This is a genomic window from Rhizobium sp. AN5 (assembly GCF_900215255.1).
Classification (GTDB): Bacteria; Pseudomonadota; Alphaproteobacteria; order Rhizobiales; family Rhizobiaceae; genus Agrobacterium; species Agrobacterium tumefaciens.
The window spans coordinates 438,097-463,538 of record NZ_OCMJ01000003.1 but is presented as its reverse complement, the minus strand read 5'-3'; the positions used below and the strand labels follow the sequence as shown (position 1 = coordinate 463,538).

Here is a 25,442-nt window from a genome sequence, read left to right as displayed (position 1 = left end):
GTATTCCAATCAGCGGGAAGCGAAGCGCCGTTCAAGGCGCTGCGTGAAACGGGACACTGGATAGCAGAACAGGAAGAACGCCATCAGGACGGTGAGATAGACCACGACGGTGAAATCGTTGCGCTGCACGGCGGTGCTGGCATCGGTTGCGGCGTGGAGAAGCTCATGCACGCCGACCAGCGAGGCAAGCGCCGTGCCCATGGTGATGGAGGCGTAAAGGTTCATCCACGGCGGCAGCGAGCGCTTCACGCATTGCGGCAGGATTATCCAGCGCAGCGTCTGGTTGCGCGAAAACCCGAGGCCCTGCGCCGCTTCCCATTGTGCGGTGGGAATGGACTGGATGGCGCCACGGGTGATTTCGGCGATGTGGGCGCTGGCCGGAATCGCAAGGCCGACGACGGCCTTGATCCAGTCTGGAAACGGAATGTAGTTGCCGAAGGCGACGATCTCGAAGGGGAAGATGTAGGTCGCGGCGAAAATCAGCACCAGATGCGGGGCGTTGCGGAAGATTTGCACGTAGGTGAGCGCCGGCGCGCGCACGAGGCGATAGGGCGCAAGCTCCATGATGCCAAGCACGACGCCGATGATGGTGCCGATGGCAATCGCCAGGATGCTGATCAGCACATTCATGGCAAAACCCTTGCCGAGATAGGGCAGCCATTCCAGCAGCACCTGTCCGAGCGAGGGATCGAGAACCAGCCACAGCACGACGGCAACGAGCACGCCGCACAGAAGAATGGTGCCGAAAGGCAGCTTCTTCGCCGCCTGTGTTGGAGAGACCACCGCGCTCATTGACCGAACCCCGGAACCGCAAGACGCCGCTCAAGCCACAGGCCCGCCCTTGCGACGATGAAATTGATGACACTGAAAAAGATGAGGATCACCAGCATCAGTTCGACCACATTGTCGCGCTGCGTCCAGATCAGGATCGAGGCATAGGTGATTTCACCGACCGCAATCGCCGAGCCGACGGTGGTGAGCTTCACCAGATTGATGAGATTGTTGATGATGGAAGGAAGTGCGGTGCGGATTGCCAGCGGAAATTCCACGTAACGTAAAATCTCGAAAGAGCTGAAACCGATGGCGCGTGCCGCCTCGATGGTGGTGGCCGGCACCGCTTCGATACCGCCGCGCAAGGCTTCCGCATGGAAAGCGGCAACGTGCAGGCCGGTGATGGCGACGACCCAGAAGAACGGGGTGAGCGGATTGTTCTGCGCGCCGCCGAGCGCGTTTGAAATCAACATGTTTAGCACAAGGAAACCACACATCAGCTGCACCAGCGTCGGCGTGTTGCGCGTCAATTCCACATAGGCGCGCACGGGACCGGCGAGCCAGCCTTTGCCTGACGTGAGCATTGCGGCGAAGATGAAGCCGAAAACGAGGCTGAGCGGCAAGGTGACGGCGACGAGGATGAGTGTCATCTTCATGCCGTCGAGCCAGATCTGAACCTCGTAGCCGCTGTTCAGGAAGTCATAGTTGAGGCCTATATGCGCGGCCAACTCTATGAAACGCGCTGTAAATCCATCCTGCATCGGATATCCATGCTGTTGTCGCGGCTGCCGCCCGGCAGGCGGTGCCAGAATGACCTGTCTTGCTATAAAGCAGAAAAGAACGGCGGGCGAAACCGGCCGTTCTCAGTGGTGAGGGGAAATCTCCGTGATGGCAGATGCCCCTACGACATGCTGGTCCCCCGGACCAGGTCCGGGGTGACGGAGCGAGCGGGATTGCCCAGCCTTTACTGCGCCGCGGAGAGCTTCGTCTTCTGCTCTTCCATGAAGCCGATGCTCGGCAGGCGGTTGGCCTTGGCGAATTCGATCATTTTGCCGGAAGCGTGCAGCTCCTTGACGATCTTGTCGAGCGCAGCCTGCGTGTCGGCCTCGCCCTTGCGCAGCCAGATGACGGAGTCAGAAGGGATAAGGTCGGTGGGGATCAGAATGCCGTAATCCTTCCACTCATCGGCGCGGTCCTGAAGCATCAGGCTCAGCGTGCCGTTGACGTGTACGGAGACATCGCAATTGCCGCCCTTCAGCGCGAGCAGCGATTCCGGCTGGCTCGGCAACGCCTTTACCTGCGCGCCATATTGCTCGATCAGCGGCTGAGTGTAGTTGGAGCCCTGCGATACGCAGGCAATCTTGCCCTTCAGGTCCGGCCAGTCCTTGATGCCCGAGTCCTTGCGGCCGATGGCGGCGCCGCCCTGGCGGTCATAGGGGGTGGGCACGTAATCGAGCGTTTTGGCGCGCTCTTCCGTGTACTGCATGTTGGCGATCAGAATATCGACCTTGCCCTGCTGCAGGAACTGCACGCGGTTGGGCGGGGTCACGGTTTCGGTCACCAGCTCCACACCGAGACCGGCGGCCAGCGCCTTGGCAACGTCGATGTTGAGGCCCTTCTGCTCCTGCGTCTTCGGATCGATGAAGCCGAAAGGCGCGCCGGACAGGATGACGCCGACGGTGAGCTTGCCGCGACCCTTGATACGGTCGATCGTAGCATCCGCGTGAGCGGCGGTGGCCATCGAAGCGATGACGACGGTTCCGGCGATGAGTTTCGCGGCAAATCTGGAGAAGGAGAGGGCCATGGGTATTTCCTTTTGGTTGTGGGTGGAAACTACATGAGGCGTCCGTCGAGAGCGAGAATTGGCGTTGCGCAAAAAATCGTATAAATAAAATCGTGTTCCAATAAGTTCTCTGGTGGGAAAAAATAACCTAATAATTTGAAATCGTAGAATCTTGTTCTTACGCTGGCGGGGTTTGGCGCTTTGGCATATCCTCGCCACAGGGGCGAGGATGACGCTGGCTATGCCTGGGCATTTTGAGCGCCTTCTCCCGAAGAGCGCTCCCGCATCGTTACCGACCGGCGTTATAGGCCGCGATCGCCGCCATATTGACGATGTCGCTGTCCTTGGCGCCCATCGAGGTGATCTGCACCGATTTGTCGAGGCCGACGAGAAGCGGGCCGATGACGGTCGCACCGCCCAGTTCCTGCAGCATCTTGGTGGAGATCGAGGCGGAATGGATGGCGGGCATGACCAGCACGTTGGCTGCACCGGAAAGGCGGGCAAAGGGATACTGGCTCTGCATGCGATGATGGTTCAGCGCCACATCGGCCGACATTTCCCCATCGACCTCGAAATTGACGTTGCGCTTGTCGAGGATTTTCACCGCTTCGCGCACCTTGTCGGAGCGTTCGCCAACCGGCTGGCCGAAGGTGGAATAGGCGAGCATCGCCACACGCGGTTCGTAGCCGAAACGGCGGGCGAGACCTGCTGCTTCTTCCGCGATATCGGCCAAATCTTCGGCGGACGGCATGTCGTGCACGGCGGTATCTGCCACGAAGACCGTTCGGTTGCGCGACACGACCAGCGAAACGCCGATGACACGGTGGCCGGGTTTGGTGTTGATGCAGCGGCGGATATCCTCGAGCGCCGTGGAATAGTTGCGGGTAACGCCAGTCACCACGGCGTCCGCGTCACCCATCGCCACCATGCAGGCGGCGAAATGGTTACGGTCGTTGTGAATCAGGCGCTGCACGTCGCGCAGCAGGAAGCCGCCGCGCTGCAACCGCGCATAGAGATAATCGACATAGGCATCGACGCGGCTGGAAAGGCGGGCATTGGTGATCTCGATATTGGCGCGGTCGAGATCGATGCCGGCACGCTCCGCATTGGCCTTGATGATGTCGTCACGGCCGAGCAGGATGGCGGTGCCAAGCCCCTGCGCGGTAAACGAGATCGCTGCGCGCATCACCTGTTCTTCTTCCGCTTCGGCGAAAACGACCCGCTTCGGAGAGCGGCGCACACGCTCGTAAAGGCGCTGCGTGGTCGACGCCATGGGGTCGCGGCGGGCGGAAAGCTCGCGGGCATAGGCATCGAGATCGGGCAATTCGCGGCGAGCGACGCCGGTTTCGATGGCGGCCTTGGCCACGGCTACCGGAATGGCCGAGATCAGTCGCGGATCGAAGGGAACGGGAATGATATATTGCGATCCGAAGCGCGGGCGGTTGCCCTGATAGGCGGCGGCCACATCATCCGGCACATCCTCGCGGGCAAGATCGGCCAGCGCCTGTGCGGCGGCAATCTTCATCGCGTCGTTGATCTGGCTTGCGCGGACATCGAGCGCGCCGCGGAAGATATAGGGAAAGCCGAGGACGTTGTTGACCTGGTTCGGATAATCCGAACGCCCGGTCGCCATGATGGCGTCATCGCGGATGCGGGCGACTTCTTCCGGGGTGATTTCCGGGTCAGGGTTGGCCATCGCGAAAATGATCGGCTTCGGCGCCATGGAGCGGATCATCTCTTCAGTGAAGGCACCCTTCTGCGACAGGCCGAAGACGACATCTGCGCCCTTCATGGCCTCAGTCAGCGTGCGGTTGTTAGTCTTGACCGCATGGGCGGATTTCCACTGGTTCATGCCTTCGGTGCGGCCCTGGTAGATCACGCCCTTGGTGTCGCAAAGCGTGATGTTTTCGGGGTTGAAACCCATGGCCTTGATGAGGTCCATGCAGGCGATGGCAGCAGCACCTGCGCCGTTGCAGACGAGCTTCGTCGTCTTGAAGTCTCGGCCGGTCAGTTCGATGGCGTTGATGAGACCGGCGGCGGCGATGATGGCGGTTCCGTGCTGGTCGTCATGGAAAACGGGAATGTCCATCAGCTCGCGCAGGCGGCTTTCGATGATGAAACATTCCGGCGCCTTGATGTCTTCCAGATTGATGCCACCGAAGGAGGGGCCAAGGTAACGCACGCAATTGATGAATTCGTCGGCGTCTTCGGTATCAACCTCGAGATCGATGGAATCCACATCCGCAAAGCGTTTGAACAGAACGGACTTGCCTTCCATGACAGGCTTGGAGGCGAGCGCGCCGAGATTGCCGAGACCGAGGATCGCCGTGCCGTTGGAGATCACTGCTACCATGTTGCCGCGTGTCGTATAATCGTAAGCCGTCGCCGGATTTTCGGCGATGGCTTTCACCGGCACGGCCACTCCTGGCGAATAGGCAAGCGACAGATCCCGCTGAGTCGCCATCGGCTTGGTCGGGGTGATTTCCAGTTTCCCCGGTCTGCCTTGCGCGTGGAAATCCAGTGCTTCCTGATCCGTAACCGATGTTCTGGTGCTGGCGGGCTTCGTCGTGTCGGACATGGGCTGAGTGTGCTTTCGTGTCGATAACAGTGTAAAAATATCCGTCGTTGTTATTGTATTTTTCGCGCGCGTGCCAAGCGTTGAATGTTGTTCAGTGCAGCAAATTTAGCCGTGGCGAAATTTGTGGCCGATTCAATCGATTAATTGCGTATTGTCGGCGTTATAGGTGGGGCTGGTAGGCCTGCCGTACCATATTCACGAAGGCCTCCACATGGAGGGCAAGCGGACCGCGCCTGACGACCAGCACGCTATCTGACCAGGCATCGGCGCTTTCGAGCGGTACACCCGTGATGCCCCTTGTGGAGCGCACGGTGCTTTCCGGCAGAATGGAAATTCCCGCGCCAGCTTCCACGAGGGCAAGGATGGTGTTGACGTTGGCGATGCGCATGCCGATTTCCGGCTCACAGCCTGCATCCTCGAAAAGGGAAAGCGCGCTGCTGCTGAGCCCCAGGCCGATCTCGTCCACCGGCAGCAGCAGTTTTTCCCGCACGATATCGCCAACCGAAACCCTGGGACGGGAGGTGAGCGGATGGCGCTCCGGCAGGGCGACGCACAGTTTGGAGCGGTCGAAGGGCATGGCCCGCAAGCTCTGCGGCAATTGGGGCAGGGGTGCGCGAATGAAAGCGACGTCTGTCTTGCGCGTCGCCACCTGCTCGATCAACTGTTCCATCGTCATGCCGGGCAGGAGTTCCAGCGTGACCTCCCTGTGGTCGTTGCCATAACGGGTGATCAGCGCCGGCAATTTGCGTTCCGCCATCACGCTGGTGCCGAAGCCGATTCGCAGCGTGCCGAGCTGGCCGCGCCTGATCTGGTGTGCCTTTTCCAGCGCGCCCTTGGTGCGGGCAAGAATTTCCTCCGCATCGAGCAGCATCGACTGCCCAGCCGGCGTAAGTTCCACACCGCGGTTGACACGGAGGAAAAGCTTGAAGCCCAGATTTTCTTCCAGTTGCCGGATACGCTGGGTTACGGCCGGTTGGGCGATGCCCAGCTGCAAAGCGGCCGCGCGGAAATTTTTAGCCCTTGCGGCTTCCACAAAAATGGCGAGCTGGCGAATATCCATCGGCGGAGAGGTCTTTGTGTTGTAGGTGTTGATATGGTATAAGCGCAGCTTATCAAAAATGCCCGTCTTGCGCATTGTCATCTTGTCGCAGGCGACGTTATACCGCACCGAGGTTTCGGTCGCCCAGTGCCTGCATGCGGGCCTCTGCGATACGAACTTGGGAGGATTTGTTCGAGCACATTGTCCGCCGTCCATTGGGGCCGGCGATAAACTGCAGTGAATGGGTCAAAATGACAGTCACCACGGAAGTCTCCCGCACCATTGTTCCCCATTTTGCCTCGTCGCCTTCAGCGCATCTTCGCTCAGCCGTAAGTGCGGCGGACTGTCTGGCCTGGGCCGGGCATTGAAAGATCATCGGGCGTCAGCCTTAGCGGCGGCTCTCCTAACCGGATATTTAATTTCATGAGTAAACCAGCAACCTCAACGTCGCTCGTAGCCAGATTATGGCTCTTCGTGCTCGGCGCTGTCATCGTCGCTGCGGGACTGTTCTTCGCCATTGGCGGCGGGCAGCTCGCAACACTCGGCGGTAGCCTCTATTTCGTCTTGGCGGGTATCGCACTGATCGTCTCCGGCTTGCTTATTCTCCTGCGCAAGCCCGCCGGCGCGCTCCTCTTCGGCCTTGTCTTCATCGTCAGCGGTGTTTGGGCAGTGTGGGAAGCCGGACTGCACTTCTGGCCGCTCATCTCCCGCCTGCTGGCGTTGGGTGTGGGCGCCACGGTGGTTGCGCTCTCCTATCCGCTGCTGCGGCGCGCGGCTGGCAAGACGCCCGCTTACGGCGCTTCGTTTGCCCTTGCTGGCGTTCTGGCCATCGCGTCCGCTGCGGGTTTTGCCGGCATGTTCGTGCCGCATCCGACCGTCGCCTTCAAGGGTGAGGTTGCTGCACTGACGCCGGTAACGCCGGAAAAAGAGCAGAAGAACTGGGAACATTACGGCAATACGGCGGGCGGCAGCCGCTTCGTTGCGCTTGATGAAATCAACCGCGATAACGTCAAGAACCTTGAGGTGGCATGGACCTACCGGACCGGCGACACGCCGATCAGCCCCGGCGCGAACGGTGCGGAAGATCAGGAAACGCCGCTTCAGGTCGGCGACACCGTGTTTGTGTGCACACCGCACAACAATGTCATCGCGCTCGACGCCGATACCGGCGCACAGAAGTGGAAGACCGAAATCAACGCCAAATCCACCGTCTGGATGCGTTGCCGTGGTCTTGCCTATTTCGATGCCAAGGCGCAGCTGAAGCAGCCGACCGCTCCGGGTGCAACGCCTGTCACCCCGGCGATCGTAGCCGACGGTGCGCTTTGCCAGCGCCGCATTCTCATGAACACCATCAACGCGGAACTCATCGCGCTCGACGCCGACACCGGCGCGTTTTGCCCGGATTTCGGCACCAATGGCCGCGTCGATCTGAAGATCGGTCTTGGTGATGCGCCGGACCCGCAATACGTGCTGACATCGGCCCCCACACTGGCCGGCACCACCGTCGTGGTCGGCGGACGTATCGCTGACAACGTACAGGTGGATATGCCTGGCGGCGTGATGCGCGGTTTCGACGTGGTGACGGGTGAGCTTCGCTGGGCTTTCGATCCCGGCAATCCTGAAATCACCAAGCTGCCGCCCGAGGGCCAGACCTATACCCGTTCCACGCCGAACGTCTGGGCATCCATGTCCTACGATCCGGAGCTGAACACGGTCTTCATGCCGGTGGGCAGCCCCTCGGTCGATCTTTACGGCGCGACGCGCACACCGCTCGATCATAAATACGGCGCTTCCATGCTGGCGCTCGATGCCACGACCGGCCGCGAAAAGTGGGTCTACCAGACGGTTCATAATGATCTCTGGGACTTCGACGTGCCGATGCAGCCGAGCTTCATAGATTTCCCGAAGGCTGACGGAACGACCGTTCCGGCTCTGGTCTTCGGCACCAAGGCCGGTCAGATCTATGTGCTGGACCGGGCGACTGGTCAGCCGCTGACCAAGGTGGAAGACGTTCCGGTCAAGGCCGGCAACATTCCGAACGAGCCATATGCACCAACGCAGCCGCGTTCGGTGGGCATGCCGCAAATCGGCGCGCAGACGCTGACGGAAGCCGATATGTGGGGTGCCACCCCTTTCGATCAGCTTTTGTGCCGTATCGCTTTCAAGGGCATGCGTTATGAAGGCCTCTATACGGCGCCGGGCACGGACCTCTCCCTCGCCTTCCCGGGTTCGCTTGGCGGCATGAACTGGGGCGGCATCTCGACTGACCCGACGACCAACACAATCTTCATCAACGACATGCGCCTCGGCCTGTGGATTGAGATGAAGGAAGCGGCTCCCACCAAGGCAACGGCAAGCGGCGGCGAAAGCGTCAATACCGGCATGGGCGTTGTTCCCATGAAGGGCACGCCCTATGCGGTGAACAAGAACCGTTTCCTGTCTGCTCTCGGCATTCCCTGCCAGGCTCCGCCCTATGGCTCGATGACTGCGATCGACATGAAGACGCAGCAGATCAAGTGGCAGGTTCCTGTCGGCACCGTTGAAGATACCGGTCCGCTCGGCATCAAGATGGGTCTGCCGATCCCGATCGGCATGCCCACGCTCGGCGGAACGCTTGCCACCCAGGGCGGTCTCGTTTTCATCGCCGGCACCCAGGATTATTATCTGCGCGCCTTCGATACGGCGACCGGCAAGGAAGTCTGGAAGGCCCGCCTTCCGGTCGGCAGCCAGGGCGGCCCGATGAGCTACAAGTCTCCGAAGACAGGCAAGCAATATGTCGTCATCTCGGCCGGCGGTGCACGTCAGTCTCCTGACCGTGGCGACTACGTGATCGCTTACGCGCTGCCGAACTGATCCTGACATGTCATCGCTCTGAAAACGGAAACCCGGGCCATTCGCCCGGGTTTTTCTTTGCGGCCTTTCAAAGCGACTGATCGCCCTTCGCGCGGAACCTCACCCTGTGCGTTGCGTTAGCAAAACGGGTCCGACATTCACCAAGCTTTCACAAGGCGAACTTATGAGCTTGCGCTTATCCGCCCGTGAACCGATGATGGCAGCATTGGTAAATATGTATATTGTCCGGCCCGCCGGAAATTTTTTAAAGTTGGAAAGGTTTTTATTGTGACGGAACAATCTCGAAAGATCACGCCGGTTCTTCTTGCTGGTGGGGCGGGATCACGGCTTTGGCCGGTATCGCGCGATCAGTTGCCCAAGCAGTTCCAGCCGCTGGTCGGCAATCTTTCGACCTATCAGCAGACACTGACGCGCGTGGCCGACAAGGCGCTTTATGCCGAGCCGCTGGTGATCACCAACGAGGATTTCCGCTTCTTCGCCCGCCGTCAGGCTGAGGAGATCGATCTTCCGGCTACGGTGGTTCTCGAACCCGCCCGCCGCGACAGTGCCGCCGCCATGGCCGCTGCCGCCGTGCTGGCAGAGCGCCGGGAGCCGGGATGCCTGGTGCTGGCGCTTGCCGCCGACCATGTGGTGCTGGATGCCGACAAATTCTCAGAGTCCGTGAGGCTTGGCGCCAGGGCCGCCGATCAGGGCAATATCGTCGTTTTCGGTCTGGTGCCAACCGAACCGCGCACCTCCTACGGCTACATCAAGCCTGGTGAAGCGATTGATGGTGAAGCTGACCTGAGCATCGTTGAAGCATTCGTGGAAAAGCCGGATGTGAAGACGGCAATCTCCTATCTGGAGAAGGGTTATCTCTGGAACTCCGGCAACTTCCTGTTCCGTTCCGACGTGATGATTGCCGAACTCAAGGCATTCGCGCCAGAGATTCTTGCGGCAGTAACGCAGTCGGTCGAACAATATGAAAGCGACCTTGGCTTCGTGCGCCTGCATCAGGCGAGCTTCGAAGCCTCGCCGAAAAACTCCATCGACTATGCGGTGATCGAAAAGACCAAGCGCATGGCGGTGGTGCACGGCCATTTCCGCTGGTCGGATATCGGCAGCTGGGACGCGATCTGGGAAATCGCCGACAAGCACGGCAACGACAATGCGCTCGAGGGCGACGGTGTCTTCATCGATTCCGAGGGCTGCCTGATCCATTCCACGCAATTGCTGACGACGGTGGTGGGCGCGAAGGATCTGGTGGTGGTGGCCACCAAGGATGCGGTTCTGGTGGTGCCGAAAAACCGGGTGCAGGATGTGAAAGGCCTGGTGGAAACACTGAAGGATGGCGAACACGCGCCGCGGACGCAAGCGCACAGGCGAGTCTATCGTCCATGGGGTTACATCGAACATATGTATGTGGACGAGCGCTACCGCGTGGGCCACATCACGGTTGATCCTGGCCACCGCATCTCGTTCCAGAAACATTATCACCGCTCGGAGCACTGGATCATCGTCAAGGGCACGGCAACCGTGACGATTGGCGACGAAACCCGGCTGCTGACGGAAAACCAGTCCGTCTATATCCCGATTGGCCAACCGCATCGGCTTGCCAATGAGGGGCAGATTCCGCTTGAGTTGGTCGAAATCCAGACCGGCGCGTATCTTGGCGAAGACGACGTCATCCGCATCGAGGATGATTATAAGAGGCAGTAGGACTACTGCCCGCACCGAAGCGGCATTTTATCCCGGCCAGCGGGGCCGGGATGATAAATCCCTAGCTTTTCTGTCGGTTCGACGGATCAGGCGACAGTTGCATTCACGCAGTGGGCGAAGGCGTGGGAAAGCATCGCTGCTTCCAGCCCGCGACGCCAGAACAACCACCCGAACGTCAGTCCGGGGATAAAATTGCCGAGCAGGACACTGACAATCAGCAATGGTTGCGGATGAACGGCAATGGCAAACAGAAAGGGCAGGTGGCCCACGGCAAAAAGGGCCGCTGCGATGACAATGGCAGTCCACAGCATGACCGGCTGGACTTGTCCCTTGCCCACTATTCGCCAGAGCACCCATGCGAAGAATGCCATCAAGCCCCATCGGGTCAGCAGCTCCTCCGTTATGCCGCCATAGAGAAGCCGGGTGACGAGTGGGACTTCAAACGCCGCCATTTTTTCCATGGTTGCCGTATCGGTTAAGGCAGGCAGGATCACAGACGAATAAGCGATCATCAACAGGCCGACGAGAAGACCCGTCAGCAAAGCTGATGGGGCTTGCCTGCGCAAGACTGGCCCGAACCCGGTTCCTTTCAGCCATGCATCGATCAGTGGAGTGCCCAGCCCGAGTTTGCCGGCGAGCGCTTGACCCGTCGCCACCGCAGCAATGATCAGGACTGCCGGCTGGACGAGCATCACAACCCGTATCGTGAAGGAAAGATCCTGTCCCGACGCCAGCCGTTCGAACGGTGCGAGCAAAAGCGATAACACGCCCGCCAGACCGATCATCAAAAGAATGTGCCAACGTTTCACGATCGCTCACCTTATGTTTGCCCATCCATGCGGGCTTGGCACTCTGTGCGCGGGAACCGACGCCAAAGTCGGAAGACTATGAAGATACTAAGTTGCCTGCAGATTACGGGTGCGCAGTCTTTGTCGTGCCATTCGGCATCCTTCCAAATTCCCAATCTTCTTTCTCAACAAATCTAGCCGTTCGGCACGTTTGTATCTGCTCGAAACAGCGCGGCGAGCCGCGGCGAGATTCATTTTTTAGGCGGTTGCCTAATCAAAAATCTTCGCTTACGTTCCAACTGCAACGTTTCAGTGAGGGAGGAGACTCATGCGAATGCGCTTTATTTCTGCGGCCTTTTTGGCCAGTGTTATGATTCCGGCGGGTGTCGCTGGGGCTACCGATCTTGAAGTTACCCATTGGTGGACATCGGGCGGTGAAGCCGCTGCCGTTGCCGAACTTGCCAAGGCTTTTGATGCCACCGGCAACAAGTGGGTGGACGGCGCTATTGCCGGTTCGGGCGGCACCGCCCGTCCGATCATGATTAGCCGTATCACCGGCGGCGACCCGATGGGTGCCACCCAGTTCAACCATGGCAGACAGGCGGAAGAACTGGTGCAGGCCGGCCTGATGCGCGACCTGACCGACGTTGCCGAAAAGGGCAAGTGGAAAGACGTCATAAAGCCGGCAAGCCTGCTCGACAGCTGCACCATCGACGGCAAGATCTATTGCGCGCCGGTCAACATCCATTCTTGGCAATGGTTGTGGCTTTCCAACGAAGCGTTCAAGAAAGCGGGCGTCGAAGTTCCCAAGAACTGGACTGAATTTGCTGCCGCAGCACCAGCACTGAAAAAAGCCGGCATCCAGCCGCTCGCGCTCGGCGGTCAGGCATGGCAGGCCAATGGCCTGTTCGACACGCTGACGCTTTCGATCGGCGGCAAGGATCTTTATCAGAAGGTCTATGGCGACAAGGATGCCGAAGCAGCGGCCGGTCCCGACATGGCCAAGATTTTCGCGGCCGCCGTCGAGGCCCGCGACATGGCCAAGGGCACCAATGTTCAGGACTGGAACCAGGCCACCAACATGGTCATAACAGGCAAGGCCGGCGGCCAGATCATGGGCGACTGGGCGCAGGGCGAGTTCCAGCTTGCCAACCAGAAGGCGGGTACGGACTACACTTGCCTGCCGGGTCTCGGCCTTAACGACTATCTCACCACCGGCGGCGACGCCTTTTACTTCCCGCTGCTGAAGGATGAAGCAAAATCCAAGGCGCAGGACGTTCTGGCCGCAACCATCGTCGATCCTAAAACGCAGGTGGCTTTCAACCTTAAGAAAGGCTCGCTGCCGATCCGTGGCGACGTCGACCTGAATGCGGCCAATGACTGCATGAAGAAGGGTCTGGAAATTCTGGCCAAGGGCAATGCGCTGACCAGCACAGACCAGCTGATTTCTGCTGATACGCAGAAGCAGAAAGAAGACCTGATGGCGGAGTTTTTTGCCAGCGCGATGACTGCAGAAGATGCACAAAAGCGCTTCGCCGGCATCATCGGTTCCGCTGACTAACCGCAACCTCTTGTGCGGCGGGTGGCATCCATCCGCCGTAAGCTCCCTGCGGGATGCGTAAACGCGCAAGCCCGGAGGATTGGGGCGAGGTCTTTGCGACCTTGCCTGGCTATCAACGGCAACGTTACAGGAGGGTCATCCATGGCGGGTCTAGCGCGCTCCGGCCGCCCCAACCAGCTTTTCCGCAATCTCAATTCGAAGATTGCTTCCATTCCCATGATATTGACCGCCGTCGTGATTTTTCTCGGCGGAACGGTCTGGACGGTGATTTACTCATTCACCAATTCCAAGCTTCTGCCACGTGCAAGCTTCATCGGTTTCGACCAGTATGAGCGGTTGTGGGCCGCACCGCGCTGGATCATTTCCATCCAGAATCTGGCGATCTACGGAATTCTCTCGCTGATCTTCAGTCTGGTGATCGGCTTCGTGCTGGCGGCGCTGATGGATCAGAAGATCCGTTTCGAGAACACCTTCCGCACCATCTTCCTTTATCCCTTTGCTCTGTCGTTCATCGTTACCGGCCTTGTCTGGCAATGGCTGTTGAACCCGGAATTTGGCATTCAGTCCGTGGTCCGCTCGATGGGGTGGGAAAGCTTCACCTTCGATCCGCTTTATAATTCCGAGATCGTTATCTACGGCATCCTGATCGCGGCGCTCTGGCAGGGCACGGGGCTCGTCATGTGCCTGATGCTGGCCGGTCTTCGCGGCATAGACGAGGATATCTGGAAGGCGACGCGCGTCGACGGCATTCCGATGTGGAAGACTTATATCCTCATCATCATTCCCATGATGCGGCCGGTCTTCATCACCACGCTCGTCATTATCGCGAGCGGCATCGTCAAGGTTTACGATCTGGTGGTGGCGCAGACCAGTGGCGGACCGGGCATCGCATCCGAAGTGCCGGCGAAATATGTCTATGACTACATGTTCCAGGCGCAGAACCTGGGGCAGGGCTTCGCCGCATCCACCATGATGCTTCTGACCGTCGCCATCATCGTCATTCCATGGGCGTACCTCGAATTCGGAGGCAAGAAGCGTGGCTAATATCAGCACATTGAACACGGTCGCCGCCGCAACCGATGCGGTTGCCACCGACCTTTCCGGTCCCCGCGGCAAGAAGCCGAAAAAAACGTTTTCCCGCCGCAACATCATTCTCTACGGCACGCTGTTTGTCGCTGCCGCCTATTACCTGCTGCCGCTTTACGTGATGGTCGTCACCTCTCTGAAGGGCATGCCGGAAATACGGCTCGGCAACATTTTTGCGCCGCCGGTGGAAATCACCTTCGAACCCTGGGTGAAAGCCTGGGCGAATGCCTGCACCGGGCTGAACTGCGACGGGCTTTCACGCGGCTTCTGGAACTCGGTACGCATCCTCATACCTTCGGTCGTGATCTCGATCATCGTGGCTTCCGTCAGCGGTTACGCCATCGCGAACTGGAAGTTCAGGGGTTCGGAACTGTTCTTCTCGATCCTCATCATCGGTGCCTTCATCCCCTATCAGGTGATGATCTACCCGATCGTCATCGTGCTGCGCGAATTGGGCATTTATGGCACTCTGACTGGCCTCGTGATCGTGCACACGATTTTCGGCATGCCGATCCTGACGCTACTCTTCCGCAACTATTTTGCGTCGCTGCCGGAGGAATTGTTCAAGGCGGCACGTATTGATGGCGCCAATTTCTGGCAGATCTATTTTCGCATCATGCTGCCCATGTCGCTGCCGATCTTCGTCGTGGCGATGATCCTGCAGGTCACCGGCATCTGGAACGACTTCCTGTTCGGCGTCGTGTTCACGCGGCCGGAATATTACCCGATGACGGTGCAGCTCAATAATATCGTCAACTCCGTGCAGGGCGTGAAGGAATACAACGTCAACATGGCCGCAACCCTTCTCACCGGGGCCGTGCCGTTGATCGTTTATTTCGTGTCCGGCAGGCTTTTCGTCCGTGGCATCGCCGCAGGCGCAGTAAAAGGTTGAGTTATATGAACAAAAGCGTTTCCATTCGCGATCTTTCCCTGTCCTTCGGTGCCGTTACCGTCCTGAAAGACCTCAATCTCGATATTTACGACGGCGAGTTCCTCGTGCTGCTCGGCTCTTCCGGCTGCGGCAAGTCGACACTTCTCAATTGCATTGCGGGCCTTTTGGAGCCAACCGACGGGCAAATCTTCATCAAGGACCGCAACGTTACCTGGGAGGAGCCGAAGGATCGTGGCATCGGCATGGTGTTCCAGTCCTATGCGCTCTATCCGCAGATGACGGTGGAGAAGAATCTCTCCTTCGGCCTTCAGGTCGCCAAGGTTCCGAAAGAGGAAATCGACCGGCGCGTCAAACGGGCGGCGGGCATATTGCAGATCGAACCACTCCTGAAGCGCAAGCCCGCCGAGCTTTCCGGCGGCCAGCGCCAGCGCGTGGCGATCGGCCGGGCGCTGGTGCGCGACGTGGATGTGTTCCTGTTCGATGAACCGCTTTCCAACCTAGACGCCAAGCTGCGCTCGGAACTGCGCGTCGAGATCAAGCGGCTGCACCAGGCGCTGAAAAACACCATGATCTATGTGACGCATGACCAGATCGAGGCGCTGACGCTGGCGGATCGTATCGCCATCATGAAAAGCGGCGTCATCCAGCAGCTCGCCGATCCCGTCACCATCTACAACAAGCCAAGGAACCTCTTCGTCGCGGGCTTCATCGGTTCGCCCTCAATGAATTTCCTGCGTGGTGAATTGATCGAGAAGGACGGCAAGGTGGTCTTCACCACCAACGGCGTCACCTTTTCGCTGGACGGTTATCAGCCGGAGACGCCGCTTGTCGCCGGTCGTGCCGTGGTTCTCGGTGTGCGTCCCGAACATGTGCGCGTCGATGCCGACATCGTCAGCGGCGAGGTGCATGAGGCGATCGTTGATATCGAGGAGCCGATGGGCGCCGACAATCTGATCTGGCTCAAACATGCCGGTCATACCCTGTCCGTGCGCGTTGGCGGCCACAGGCGGTTTGCGCCGGGCACCCGGGTTCGCCTCGGCCTGGACCTCACCATGGCCTCGCTGTTCGATGCGCAGAGCGAAGAGCGGCTTTAGGAAGGGCCCCGATTTTACCCCCAACACCATCCCAAGCACCCACATCTCTATGGAGGAGATAATGACAGAACTCGGTTTCCAGCTTTACAGCGCCCGCAATTTCCAGCCGTTTTCCAATATTTTGAAGAAGCTTTCGGCGGCCGGTTACAAACAGGTCGAAGGTTACGGCGCCATGTACGCCTCGCTTGATGACGCCGGGTTGAACAGCCTGCGCTCCGAACTCGATGCCAATGGTCTTGCCATGCCGACCGGCCATTTCGGCCTCGACCTTCTCGAGGGTGATCCGAAAAAGGCCCTGAACATCGCCAAGGTTCTGGGCGTGGAAGCGATTTATTGCCCTTACCTGATGCCCGACCAGCGCCCGGCGGACGCGGCTGGATGGTTCGCCTTCGGCAAGCGCCTGCAGGAAGCGGGTAAACCATTCGTGGATGCCGGGCTGACCTTCGGCTGGCACAACCACGATTTCGAGTTCAAGGTACTCCCGGACGGCTCCACCCCGCAGGAGCAGATTTTTGCCGGCGGACCGGACCTGAAATGGGAGGCGGATATCGCCTGGATTATCAGAGGCAATGCCGATCCGCTCGCCTGGATCGAAAGCTACGGCAAGCGCATCACCGCCGTGCACGTGAAGGACATCGCACCATCAGGCGAAAATGCGGATGAGGACGGCTGGGCGGATGTCGGCCACGGCACGGTGGACTGGAAGGCCCTCGTGGCAGCACTGAAGGCAAAATCCGCCACGAAACATTTCGTGGTCGAACACGACAATCCCAAGGACATCGATCGGCTGATCACCCGCTCCATCGCATCCTTCAAAACCTATTGAGCATCAATCCGGAGTTTTCATCATGCAAAGGGAACTGGGCGTCGGCATCATCGGGTGCGGCAACATCTCGTCTGCTTACTTTTCGCTGGCGCCGCTCTTCAAGGGCATCAAGGTGCTGGCCTGCGCCGACCTTAACCGCAATGCGGCGGAACTGAGGGCAGAAGAATTTGGTGTCACGGCGCAGTCGATCGAGGAACTGCTCGCCAACAAGGACATCGACGTGGTGGTGAACCTCACCATTCCCGCCGCGCATTTTCCCGTGTCGAAAGCGGCACTCGAGGCGGGTAAACACGTCTATTCGGAAAAGCCGCTGGTGCTTTCGCTGGAGGAAGGCGAGGAATTGCGGCGCATCGCCCGCGAGAAGAACCTTTCCGTCGGCTGCGCGCCTGATACTTTCCTTGGCGGCGCGCATCAGCTTGCCCGGCAATATATCGACGAGGGCAAGGTCGGGCGCATCACCTCGGGCACCTGCCATGTGATGAGCCCCGGCATGGAGATGTGGCACCCCAATCCAGGCTTCTTCTTTCTGAAGGGGGGCGGGCCGATCCTCGATCTTGGCCCCTATTATGTGGCGAACCTCATCAACCTCATCGGCCCGGTCAAGCGCGTTGGCGCACTGACATCAATGGCCAACCCCACCCGAACGGTGACCAGCCAGCCGCTGAACGGCGAGATCATCCCGGTAGAAACGCCAACCAACATCCATGCGCTTCTGGAATTCGTGAACGGAGCAACGATCACACTTTCGGCCAGCTGGGATGTGTGGTCGCATCGCCACGCCAATATGGAACTTTACGGCACGGAAGGATCGATCTACGTGCCGGACCCGAACTTCTTCGGCGGTGTGGTGGAGGCGAGCGGACGCGACAAGAATATCCAGCCGCTGGAAGACTGGGCGCATCCCTTCGGCATTGCCAACCAGGAAAGCCCGAATGGCCCGCGCGCCAATTATCGCACGGCAGGCCTGGCCGATATGGCGATTGCTATCCTTGAAGGCCGCGATGCACGCTGCTCGCTGGATCGCTCCCTGCATGGCATCGACGTGATGACCTCCATCCTCAAATCCGGAGAAGAAGGCCGCTTCATCGAGATGACGACGACCTGCACGCAGCCGGCCGCACTCGGCATCGAGGAGGCGCAGGCGCTGCTGCGCTGAGCCCGGTCTATCGAAAAAAAAGAGCCCGGCGCACTGCCGTTTTGCCGGGCTCCTTCCGCTCCGCCGCATCATCGCGAGCTTCGTGTCTCAAAAGCCGATGAAAAAACCAAGCCAGCGTGCGACGGTCGTAACCATCCAGATCAGGAAAACGAACGGGGCGATCCCTATCGTGGCGACGAGCGTCGCCGAGGCCACGAAAAGTAAGACTGCAAGATTGCGCCTGAGCCCTGGGCGCCTGTTGCCGAGTGCCTTATCCATGACGCACGGTGGCCATCAGCCCACGAATGGTAAGGGTGACATAAAGCGCGCCTGCCAACGCCATCAAAATGCCGGAGCCGATGGAGCTGAGATCGCTTAGCGAAAAGAGGAACATAGAACCGGCCGCCATCGGCAATACCCTTCAAGAACTGCAACGTTCGATCCGTTCTAGATCAAGCCGGTTTCCCGCTTATGTCGCGATTGTTTCGTCTTGTTGCTGCGGCGGGGCAATTTCGTGGATTGCGCGGAATTTCTGCTATTTCCGCAAAGCCCTTCACAATCGCTTCGCTTTGGTTTAAAGCCGCCCCCGTAATCCGGTCGCAGCCCACCCGGTCAAAACAAGGGATCCCAACGTATGAAAACCATCGTCATCTGCTCCGGCGGATTGGACTCCGTTTCGCTTGCGCACAAAATCGCGGCGGAACATGAACTTCTCGCTCTCGTCTCCTTCGATTACGGCCAGCGCCACAAGAAGGAGCTGGATTTCGCAGCCGACTGCGCAAAACGTCTCGGCGTGCCGCATCATCTCATCGACATCAAAACCATCGGCGCGCACCTCACCGGTTCCGCGCTGACGGACGATATCGACGTGCCGGACGGACATTATGCGGAAGAGACCATGCGCTCCACGGTGGTGCCGAACCGCAACGCCATCATGCTGACCATCGCCTTCGGCCTTGCCGCCGCCCAGCAGGCGGATGCGGTGGCGATCGCCGTGCATGGCGGCGACCATTTCATCTATCCCGATTGCCGGCCGGGCTTCATCGACAGCTTTAATGCCATGCAGGCGCATGCGCTGGAAGGCTACGCCGACGTCACCTTGTTTGCGCCTTATGTCACCGTCTCCAAAGCGGCGATTGTGACTGACGCGGTGAAATACGGCACCCCATTTGGCGAAACCTGGTCCTGTTACAAGGGCGGCTCTCGCCATTGTGGCCGTTGCGGCACCTGCGTGGAGCGGCGCGAGGCCTTCCATCTGGCAGGTGTTACCGATCCGACGGACTATGAGGACCCCGATTTCTGGGTGGCGGCCACCCATGCCTATGCGGCACAGGAGGTGCGTTGATGTTTCGCATCACCAAGGAGTTCCATTTCTCCGCTTCTCACCAGTTGAAAAGCCTGCCCGCCGACCATCAGTGCGCCCGCCTGCACGGGCATAATTACATCGTTGAGGTCGAACTATCAGGCGAAGAGCTGAACGAGCACGGTTTCGTGCGTGATTACCACGAACTCGCGCCGCTGAAGCGCTACATCGACGATCATTTCGATCATCGCCACCTGAACGACGTTCTCGGCCATGACCGGGTGACAGCAGAATGTCTGGCGAAGCACTTTTACGATTGGTGCAAGACGAGCCTGCCGGAAACCAGCGCCGTGCGAGTGAGCGAAACCGCCAAGACCTGGGCGGAATACCGGCCATGACGGCGGCTGCACAGAAAGTTGCAGCGAAGGAAACAGCGATCCGCATCAGCGAAATCTTCGGCCCGACCATTCAGGGCGAGGGTTTGCTGATTGGTCTGCCTACCGTTTTCGTTCGCACTGGTGGCTGCGATTACCGCTGCTCCTGGTGCGATACGCTGCATGCCGTCGACAGCGAGTATCGCGACACATGGAAACCGATGTCCGTCGAGGCGATCTGGCAGGAGGTGCGACGGCTTTCCGGCGGTATGCCGCTGACGGTGTCGCTTTCGGGCGGCAATCCCGCCATCCAGCCCCTTGGGCAACTAATCGCAAAGGGGCAGGGCGAGGGCTATAGGTTCGCGCTGGAAACGCAGGGCAGCATCGCAAAAGACTGGTTTGGCGATCTCGATCATCTGGTGCTGAGCCCAAAGCCACCATCGAGCGGCATGGAAACCGACTGGCGGGCCTTTGAAGACTGTCTTGCCGCCGCCGGCGATGGACCGCAGGTGGCGCTGAAGATCGTGGTGTTTGACGATGCGGACTATGCTTATGCCAAGGCTGCATCGGCCCGTTTCCCGCATTTGCCGATTTACCTCCAGCCCGGCAACCACACGCCGCCGCCGCCTGATGACGACGACGCGCGTGTGGATATCGATGGGATCATGGATCGCATGTTGTGGCTGGTAGACAAGGTCAGCGAAGACCGTTGGTTTTCCGCCCGCGTGCTGCCGCAGTTGCATGTGCTCTTGTGGGGGAATAGGCGAGGCGTTTGAGGTAGTACCTCCGTCATGCCGGGCTAGATTCGGGATGACGGAAGATAACAGTACACGCTGCAGTACTGGAAGCGGCGGCTTACGCCGCCGCGCCCTTGCAATTCAAGCCGAGACGGCCAGTTCCCGCCGTTCGCGGTCGGCGATGATCGAGAGATCAAGCACCTTCTGCAAATTCGCGGCGTGGCGGAAGTCCGGGTCAGCAATGCCGCCTTCCATGACGGCCTTGGCGAATTTTTCGTAATTCGTCGGCACCGGGTCGACATCGATTGTCTTCCAGATCGCCCTTTCCACATCGTCGCCGATGCAGGCCCGCAGGCTGGAATAGTCAGGCGTGTGGATCACCTCTAGCGCACCCTTGTCGCCATGGATGCGCAGGCGCAGTTCGTTGAGGTGGCCCGTTGCCCAGCGGCTGGCGTGAATGACGCCCATGGCGCCGTTTTCCAACTCGGCGGTCATGGTGAAGCTGTCATTGGCGTCGAGATCGTAGGCGCCGATCTTGTTGCCTTCATATTTGTCGAAGGTCTTCAGGCGCGTGAAGATGCGCTCCACATCGCTGCCCGCGCCATAGGAGGCGAAGTCCAGAATGTGGATGCCGACATCACCCAGAACACCGTTTGAGCCGTGCTTGGTGGAAAGCCGCCACAGCCACTTGCTCTCCGTCATCCAGTCGCCCCAGGCCTTGGAAACGAGCCAGCTCTGGAGATAGGAGGCTTCCAGATGGCGCACCTTTCCGATCTTGCCGGCAAGCACCATTTCGCGTGCCGCCTGCAAGGGGGCGACATTGCGATAGGTGAGGTTGACCATGGCGACGAGGCCCGCTTTTTCTGCGGCATCGGCCATTTCGGCGGCCTTGGCGTAGTTTTCCGCCAGCGGCTTTTCGCAGAAAACATGTTTGCCCGCCGCCAGAAGCTTGAGGCTGGTAGGGTGGTGAATCGCATCCGGCGTGACGTTTGCCGCCGCGTCGAACTCGCCCCAGGCAATCGCGTCATCCAGCGAGGTAAAGGAGAGCGGAATGTTGTGGCGAAGCGCAAAGCCCCGCACCACCACATCGTCCACATCCACCGCAGCCACCAGTTCGACGCCGGGGATTTGCGAGAAATATGTGGCATGGTTGTTGGCCATGCCGCCGGTTCCGAGAATGAGAAGTCTCATGGCTGTTTACCTGTAACCTGCTTCGCCTGCCTTGTGCAGCTTGGGGCCGCGTTCTTCGATCGGCTCCAGCGCCTTGTCGACGGGAACGTTGGGGGCGTCATGAATGCTTTTCAGTGCGCCGACCGGATTATAGGCCCATTTCACCGAATTGCTGATGACCTTCTGTACATTGGCGTCGTGATAGGTCGGATAAGTCTCGTGGCCGGGGCGGAAATAGAAGATGTTGCCAGCTCCGCGGCGCCAGGTGAGGCCTGAACGGAAGACTTCGCCGCCCTGGAACCAGGAGATGAAGACGGTTTCCAGCGGCTCCGGCACGGAGAACTGCTCGCCATACATCTCTTCGTTTTCCAGCTCGAAATGCTCGGGCAGGCCGGCTGCGATCGGGTGGCGCGGATTGATCGTCCACAGGCGTTCGCGTTCGCCCGCCTCACGCCATTTCAGCGCGCAGGGCGTGCCCATCAGTCGCTTGAAAGGCTTGGAGAAGTGGCCGGAATGCAGGACGATGAGGCCCATGCCTTCCCAGACACGCTTGGCAACGCGCTCGACGATCTCATCCTGAACCGCACCGTGGTCCTTGTGGCCCCACCAGACCAGAACGTCGGTGTTGTCCAGACGATCCTGCGAAAGGCCGTGTTCCGGTTCCTGAAGCGTGGCGGTGGTGGCGCTGATCTCGGGGTTGGTATTCAGCGCATCGGCAATGGTGTTGTGCATACCATCAGGGTAGATCGAACGCACCGTCTCGTTGATGTGTTCGTGGATATTTTCGCCCCATACAACGGTGTTGATGGTCATTTTCTTGCTCCTTGGTGAAAGCCGGAAGCTTGGGTGATCCGGCGAAAGTTAACTGTTCAGGCGGCGCCGCGCACGGGATTGCGGGCAAGGGCCTGGCCCTGCGCGTCGAAGCGGTGGATCTGCGCCGCATCCGGCACGAGAACGATTTTTTCTCCCGGCTTGCGGTCGGTCACGCCTTCCTCACGAACGACGATGGGTTCGCCAGCACCAATCTCGACATAGATGTAGCTGTCCGATCCCAGCATTTCCGAATGGATGATTTCGCCGTTCCAGCCGGTCTCACCGGCGCCGATCGCAAGGTGTTCGGGGCGGATGCCGATGGTCGCGGCACCTTCGACTTCCGCATATTTGCCGGCGAGGAAGTTCATCTTCGGCGAGCCGATGAAGCCGGCAACGAAGGTGTTGACCGGGCTTTCGTAAAGCTCGAGCGGCGTGCCGATCTGTTCGACGCGGCCATCGCGCAGAACGCAGATGCGGTCGGCAAGCGTCATGGCTTCCACCTGGTCGTGGGTGACGTAGATCATCGTCGTGTCATGCATCTCCCGGTGCAGCTTGGCGATTTCGAGACGGGTTGCGACGCGCAGCGCCGCATCGAGGTTGGAGAGCGGTTCGTCGAACAGGAACACTTTCGGATCACGCACGATGGCGCGGCCGATGGCGACACGCTGGCGCTGGCCGCCGGAAAGCTGCTTCGGCAGGCGTTCCAGATAGGGCGTGAGCTGCAGCATTTCCGCTGCCGCCTCTACACGCTTGCGGCGCTGTTCCTTGTCGGCGCCAGAGAGTTTCATGCCGAAGGCCATGTTTTCGAATACGGTCATATGCGGATAAAGCGCATAGGACTGGAAGACCATGGCGACGCCACGCTTGGCGGGTGGGAGGCGGTTGACGGCCTCTCCGTCAAAGGAGAGCGTGCCGCCAGTGATTTCCTCGAGCCCGCAGATGAGGCGTAGCAGCGTGGACTTGCCGCAGCCGGAAGGGCCGACGAAAACCATGAACTCGCCGGAGCGGATGTCCATGTCGATGCCCTTGATGACATCGAAGGCGCCGAAGGATTTGCGAAGATTGCGCAGTTGAATGGTGGTCATAAGTTTTCTCCTAGCCTTTGACGCCGCCGGCGGTGAGGCCGGAAATGATGCGTCGCTGGAAGATAAGAACGAGGACGACGAGCGGGGCGGTGACGATGACGGAGGCCGCCATGATCGTTCCCCAGGGGATTTCAAACTGCGAACCGCCCGAAAGAAGTGCGATGGCGACCGGAACCGTGCGCTGTTCGTTCGATGAGGTGAAGGTGAGCGCGAAGAGGAACTCGTTCCAAGCCGCAATGAAGGCGAGAAGCCCTGTGGTGACGAGCGCCGGCCACATCAGCGGCATGAAAACCTGGGTGATGATGACCCATGGCGTTGCGCCATCGACGATTGCCGCTTCCTCGATTTCGATCGGCAGGTCGCGCATGAATGTCGTCAGCACCCAGACAGTGAAGGGCAGGGTAAAGATCATGTAGGAAAAGATCAGCGCGAGCGGCGTGTTGAAGATGCCAGCCCAGCGGATAAGTTCGAACAGGCCGGCGAGAACGGCGATCTGCGGAAACATCGAAACCGAGAGGATGGTGAGCAGAAGCAGCGAGCGGCCCCGGAAACGGACACGGGCCAGCGCATAGGACGCCGTTACCGCAAGGAACAGCGACAGTACGACGACTGAAGATGCAACGAACAGCGAATTGCCGAGATTGCGCAGGAACGTGCCGTTGCCGATGACGAAGTTGTAATTGGTCAACGAGAATTCACGCGGCCAGTAGTTCACCTGGAACAGCGCTGAGCCGGATTTCAGGCTGGTCAGTATCGCGTAATAGAACGGGAATACCGAAATCACCATGATGACGGCGACCAGCGCATAAAAGGCGGTGGTTTTCAGGATGCTTGGCAGGGTCATCGCGAAGCTCCATCTGTGTTGACGCGCCCGAGCCACATATAAACGACTGTTATCGAGGCGATGATGAGGAACAGCATGGTGGAAGCGGCTGCGCCATAGGCGAACTTGTCGAAATCGAACAGGTTTTCACGCGCCAGCACCGACATCGTGCGGGTCTGGGCGTTATTGGGCGTCAGAATGTAGATGAGGTCGAAGACGCGCATCGCATCCAGCATACGGAAGATGACGGCAACCATGAGTGCTGGCCGGATCATCGGCAGGGTGACGCGGAAGAACACCTTGACGGGGTGGATGCCGTCCACCTTCGCCGCCTCGTACATGTCCTTCGGCACCATTTGTAGGCCGGCGAGAATGAGCAACGCCATGAAGGGCGTCGTCTTCCAGATATCGACAATCAGCACGGCGACCATTGCAGTGTCCGGATTGGCTGTCCATGCGATCTTGTGGGAGATCAGCCCGAGATTGAGGAACAGGTCGTTCAAGATACCGAACTGGTCGTTCAGCATCCACGCCCACATCTGCGCCGAGACGATGGTGGGAATGGCCCATGGAACGAGGATGGCGGCGCGCACGAGGCCGCGTCCCTTGAATTCCGCGTTCAGCACCAGCGCAACGATAAGGCCGAGAACGGTTTCGAAGCTGACCGAAAGGATGGTGAATTTCAGCGTGTTCAGAACCGCGCCCCACCAGGCGGGATCCGCCAGCAGGCCGCGATAGATGGTGCGGCCGCTGCTGAGCGTGATCCAGGTGAGGTAGTTCTTGAAGCCAACGAATTGTGCGCCGTCGAGATTGGTCAGCGACGCGTCGGTGAGGCTGAACCAGACGGTGCGCACCAGCGGCCAGCCGGCCACCATCGCAAGTACCAGAAACGTGGGGGCAAGGAACAGCCATGCGGATTTCAGGCGTTCCGACTGAAGATCGGAGCCGGTGCCGGATGCCGCGACCGGTCTTTGAAGGGCGGTATCGTTCATGGGGATATCTCGCAGTTGGGGTGTGGGAAACGCTCAGGCGA

Annotated in this window: 23 protein-coding genes; 11 read left to right on the top strand and 12 right to left on the bottom strand. The window is 59.5% G+C overall.

Annotation, left to right across the window (positions count from 1 at the left end):
- Positions 1-9 precede the first annotated feature (9 nt).
- The 5 genes from CRP02_RS05530 to CRP02_RS05510 all read right to left on the bottom strand — a co-directional run bounded on the left by CRP02_RS05530 (position 10) and on the right by CRP02_RS05510 (position 6,267).
- Positions 10-792 carry an amino acid ABC transporter permease gene (locus CRP02_RS05530; RefSeq protein WP_013761604.1) on the bottom strand — a complete coding sequence of 261 codons (783 nt, stop codon included), beginning with the start codon at positions 790-792 and terminating at the stop codon, positions 10-12.
- Positions 789-1,532 (bottom strand): amino acid ABC transporter permease, encoded by a 744-nt coding sequence (locus tag CRP02_RS05525; protein ID WP_003510965.1) that lies wholly within the window; start codon positions 1,530-1,532, stop codon positions 789-791. Before CRP02_RS05525 ends, CRP02_RS05530 begins: the two co-directional genes overlap by 4 nt.
- Positions 1,533-1,735: 203 nt before the next feature.
- Positions 1,736-2,575, bottom strand: a complete 840-nt coding sequence (locus CRP02_RS05520; protein ID WP_097170494.1) for a transporter substrate-binding domain-containing protein — start codon at positions 2,573-2,575, stop codon at positions 1,736-1,738.
- Positions 2,576-2,843: 268 nt separating this feature from the next.
- Positions 2,844-5,132, bottom strand: a complete 2,289-nt coding sequence (locus CRP02_RS05515) for an NADP-dependent malic enzyme (RefSeq protein ID WP_097170493.1) — start codon at positions 5,130-5,132, stop codon at positions 2,844-2,846.
- Between the two features lie 160 nt (positions 5,133-5,292).
- Positions 5,293-6,267, bottom strand: a complete 975-nt coding sequence (locus CRP02_RS05510; protein WP_174003007.1) for a LysR family transcriptional regulator — start codon at positions 6,265-6,267, stop codon at positions 5,293-5,295.
- A gap of 327 nt (positions 6,268-6,594) precedes the next feature.
- Between CRP02_RS05510 and CRP02_RS05500 the strand changes: the two genes are divergently transcribed.
- Positions 6,595-9,024, top strand: a complete 2,430-nt coding sequence (locus tag CRP02_RS05500) for a glucose/quinate/shikimate family membrane-bound PQQ-dependent dehydrogenase (protein WP_097170491.1) — start codon at positions 6,595-6,597, stop codon at positions 9,022-9,024.
- A 267-nt stretch (positions 9,025-9,291) separates the two neighbouring features.
- Positions 9,292-10,722 (top strand): mannose-1-phosphate guanylyltransferase/mannose-6-phosphate isomerase, encoded by a 1,431-nt coding sequence (locus CRP02_RS05495; protein ID WP_097170490.1) that lies wholly within the window; start codon positions 9,292-9,294, stop codon positions 10,720-10,722.
- A gap of 86 nt (positions 10,723-10,808) precedes the next feature.
- Here the strand turns inward: CRP02_RS05495 and CRP02_RS05490 are convergent, their stop codons facing one another.
- On the bottom strand, positions 10,809-11,507 hold the full coding sequence (locus CRP02_RS05490; RefSeq protein WP_323455339.1) for a CPBP family intramembrane glutamic endopeptidase: 699 nt from the start codon (positions 11,505-11,507) through the stop codon (positions 10,809-10,811).
- 331 nt (positions 11,508-11,838) lie between these two features.
- Between CRP02_RS05490 and CRP02_RS05485 the strand changes: the two genes are divergently transcribed.
- The 6 genes from CRP02_RS05485 to CRP02_RS05460 all read left to right on the top strand — a co-directional run bounded on the left by CRP02_RS05485 (position 11,839) and on the right by CRP02_RS05460 (position 18,125).
- Positions 11,839-13,071, top strand: a complete 1,233-nt coding sequence (locus CRP02_RS05485; RefSeq protein WP_026330684.1) for an ABC transporter substrate-binding protein — start codon at positions 11,839-11,841, stop codon at positions 13,069-13,071.
- A 141-nt stretch (positions 13,072-13,212) separates the two neighbouring features.
- The gene (locus CRP02_RS05480) at positions 13,213-14,115 is read left to right on the top strand and encodes a carbohydrate ABC transporter permease (RefSeq protein WP_003510951.1); all 903 of its coding nucleotides are present in this window, start codon (positions 13,213-13,215) and stop codon (positions 14,113-14,115) included.
- On the top strand, positions 14,108-15,049 hold the full coding sequence (locus CRP02_RS05475; protein WP_097100122.1) for a carbohydrate ABC transporter permease: 942 nt from the start codon (positions 14,108-14,110) through the stop codon (positions 15,047-15,049). The genes CRP02_RS05480 and CRP02_RS05475 overlap by 8 nt, the downstream gene beginning before the upstream one ends.
- A gap of 5 nt (positions 15,050-15,054) precedes the next feature.
- Positions 15,055-16,143 carry an ABC transporter ATP-binding protein gene (locus tag CRP02_RS05470; protein ID WP_097170488.1) on the top strand — a complete coding sequence of 363 codons (1,089 nt, stop codon included), beginning with the start codon at positions 15,055-15,057 and terminating at the stop codon, positions 16,141-16,143.
- A 61-nt stretch (positions 16,144-16,204) separates the two neighbouring features.
- Complete coding sequence (locus CRP02_RS05465) at positions 16,205-16,969, top strand: sugar phosphate isomerase/epimerase family protein (protein ID WP_097170487.1); 765 nt, start codon at positions 16,205-16,207, stop codon at positions 16,967-16,969.
- A 22-nt stretch (positions 16,970-16,991) separates the two neighbouring features.
- Positions 16,992-18,125, top strand: a complete 1,134-nt coding sequence (locus tag CRP02_RS05460; RefSeq protein WP_003510945.1) for a Gfo/Idh/MocA family protein — start codon at positions 16,992-16,994, stop codon at positions 18,123-18,125.
- 250 nt (positions 18,126-18,375) lie between these two features.
- Here CRP02_RS05460 and CRP02_RS27470 read toward each other — a convergent pair whose 3' ends face one another.
- Positions 18,376-18,513: a hypothetical protein gene (locus CRP02_RS27470; protein ID WP_179783945.1), complete on the bottom strand. Its 138-nt coding sequence runs from the start codon at positions 18,511-18,513 to the stop codon at positions 18,376-18,378.
- 225 nt (positions 18,514-18,738) lie between these two features.
- Here CRP02_RS27470 and queC point away from each other — a divergent pair, with 225 nt between their 5' ends.
- The 3 genes from queC to queE are packed head-to-tail and all read left to right on the top strand — an operon-like array spanning position 18,739 to position 20,557.
- Entirely contained in the window at positions 18,739-19,449 is a 711-nt protein-coding gene (gene queC, locus CRP02_RS05455) for a 7-cyano-7-deazaguanine synthase QueC (protein ID WP_097170486.1), read from the top strand.
- On the top strand, positions 19,449-19,805 hold the full coding sequence (gene queD, locus CRP02_RS05450; protein ID WP_003510937.1) for a 6-carboxytetrahydropterin synthase QueD: 357 nt from the start codon (positions 19,449-19,451) through the stop codon (positions 19,803-19,805). The genes queC and queD overlap by 1 nt, the downstream gene beginning before the upstream one ends.
- On the top strand, positions 19,802-20,557 hold the full coding sequence (gene queE, locus CRP02_RS05445) for a 7-carboxy-7-deazaguanine synthase QueE (RefSeq protein ID WP_097170485.1): 756 nt from the start codon (positions 19,802-19,804) through the stop codon (positions 20,555-20,557). The genes queD and queE overlap by 4 nt, the downstream gene beginning before the upstream one ends.
- Positions 20,558-20,659: 102 nt before the next feature.
- On the opposite strand, the gene CRP02_RS05440 is transcribed toward queE, so the two are convergent.
- From CRP02_RS05440 to CRP02_RS05420, 5 genes are read right to left on the bottom strand one after another with little or no spacing between them, the layout of a single operon-like run.
- Positions 20,660-21,709, bottom strand: a complete 1,050-nt coding sequence (locus CRP02_RS05440) for a Gfo/Idh/MocA family protein (RefSeq protein ID WP_097170484.1) — start codon at positions 21,707-21,709, stop codon at positions 20,660-20,662.
- Between the two features lie 6 nt (positions 21,710-21,715).
- On the bottom strand, positions 21,716-22,501 hold the full coding sequence (locus CRP02_RS05435) for a ThuA domain-containing protein (protein ID WP_097170483.1): 786 nt from the start codon (positions 22,499-22,501) through the stop codon (positions 21,716-21,718).
- A 56-nt stretch (positions 22,502-22,557) separates the two neighbouring features.
- Complete coding sequence (locus CRP02_RS05430; RefSeq protein WP_013761592.1) at positions 22,558-23,586, bottom strand: ABC transporter ATP-binding protein; 1,029 nt, start codon at positions 23,584-23,586, stop codon at positions 22,558-22,560.
- 10 nt (positions 23,587-23,596) lie between these two features.
- On the bottom strand, positions 23,597-24,430 hold the full coding sequence (locus CRP02_RS05425; protein ID WP_003510927.1) for a carbohydrate ABC transporter permease: 834 nt from the start codon (positions 24,428-24,430) through the stop codon (positions 23,597-23,599).
- A complete protein-coding gene (locus CRP02_RS05420) occupies positions 24,427-25,401 on the bottom strand; it encodes a carbohydrate ABC transporter permease (RefSeq protein WP_065662588.1) in 975 nt (324 codons plus the stop codon). Before CRP02_RS05420 ends, CRP02_RS05425 begins: the two co-directional genes overlap by 4 nt.
- Positions 25,402-25,442 lie beyond the last annotated feature (41 nt).